At 62.5% G+C, this 424-nt stretch carries 1 protein-coding gene; it reads right to left on the reverse strand.

Going from position 1 to position 424, the window contains the following annotated elements; all coding sequences use genetic code 11:
- Positions 1–223: helix-turn-helix domain-containing protein (locus tag ON20_RS02925; RefSeq protein WP_245546979.1), on the reverse strand; the 223-nt coding region annotated here is incomplete at its 3' end.
- Positions 224–424: the final 201 nt, after the last annotated feature.

Consider the following 424-nt stretch of genomic DNA (forward strand, 5'->3'; position numbering starts at 1 on the left):
ACCGCTCGAGGAAACGCTTACGCCACTTGCCGACAGTCGGCAGCGAAACCCTCTCCCGCGCAGCGACATCGGTGTTGGACAGACCCTCCGCACAGGCAAGCACGATCCGCGACCGCTGCGCCAACGCCTGCGCCGACTTCCGCCGACGCGCCCACCCCGTGAGCACTTCACGCTCCTCATCGGTCAACACCAACGGCTGCTTCCGCCGTCCACGCTCGGCCACAACCCTCAGCATCCCCGCCCCGACCGCCGCACGCACCCCGACACGCCACAAACCAGCAATTCAACAACGAATTCCCGGTGCAGGACACTAGGCCATGTTTCATAAGCTCTTGAGGTGAGGGATGGAGTCTGTTGTTCGGGTGGGAAGGTGGTGATATGGCGAGGTATCCGGTAACTGGCTGATCGACCAAGATCCAACTGA

The sequence above is a fragment of the Nocardia brevicatena NBRC 12119 genome (assembly GCF_000308495.1).
Classification (GTDB): Bacteria; Actinomycetota; Actinomycetes; order Mycobacteriales; family Mycobacteriaceae; genus Nocardia; species Nocardia brevicatena.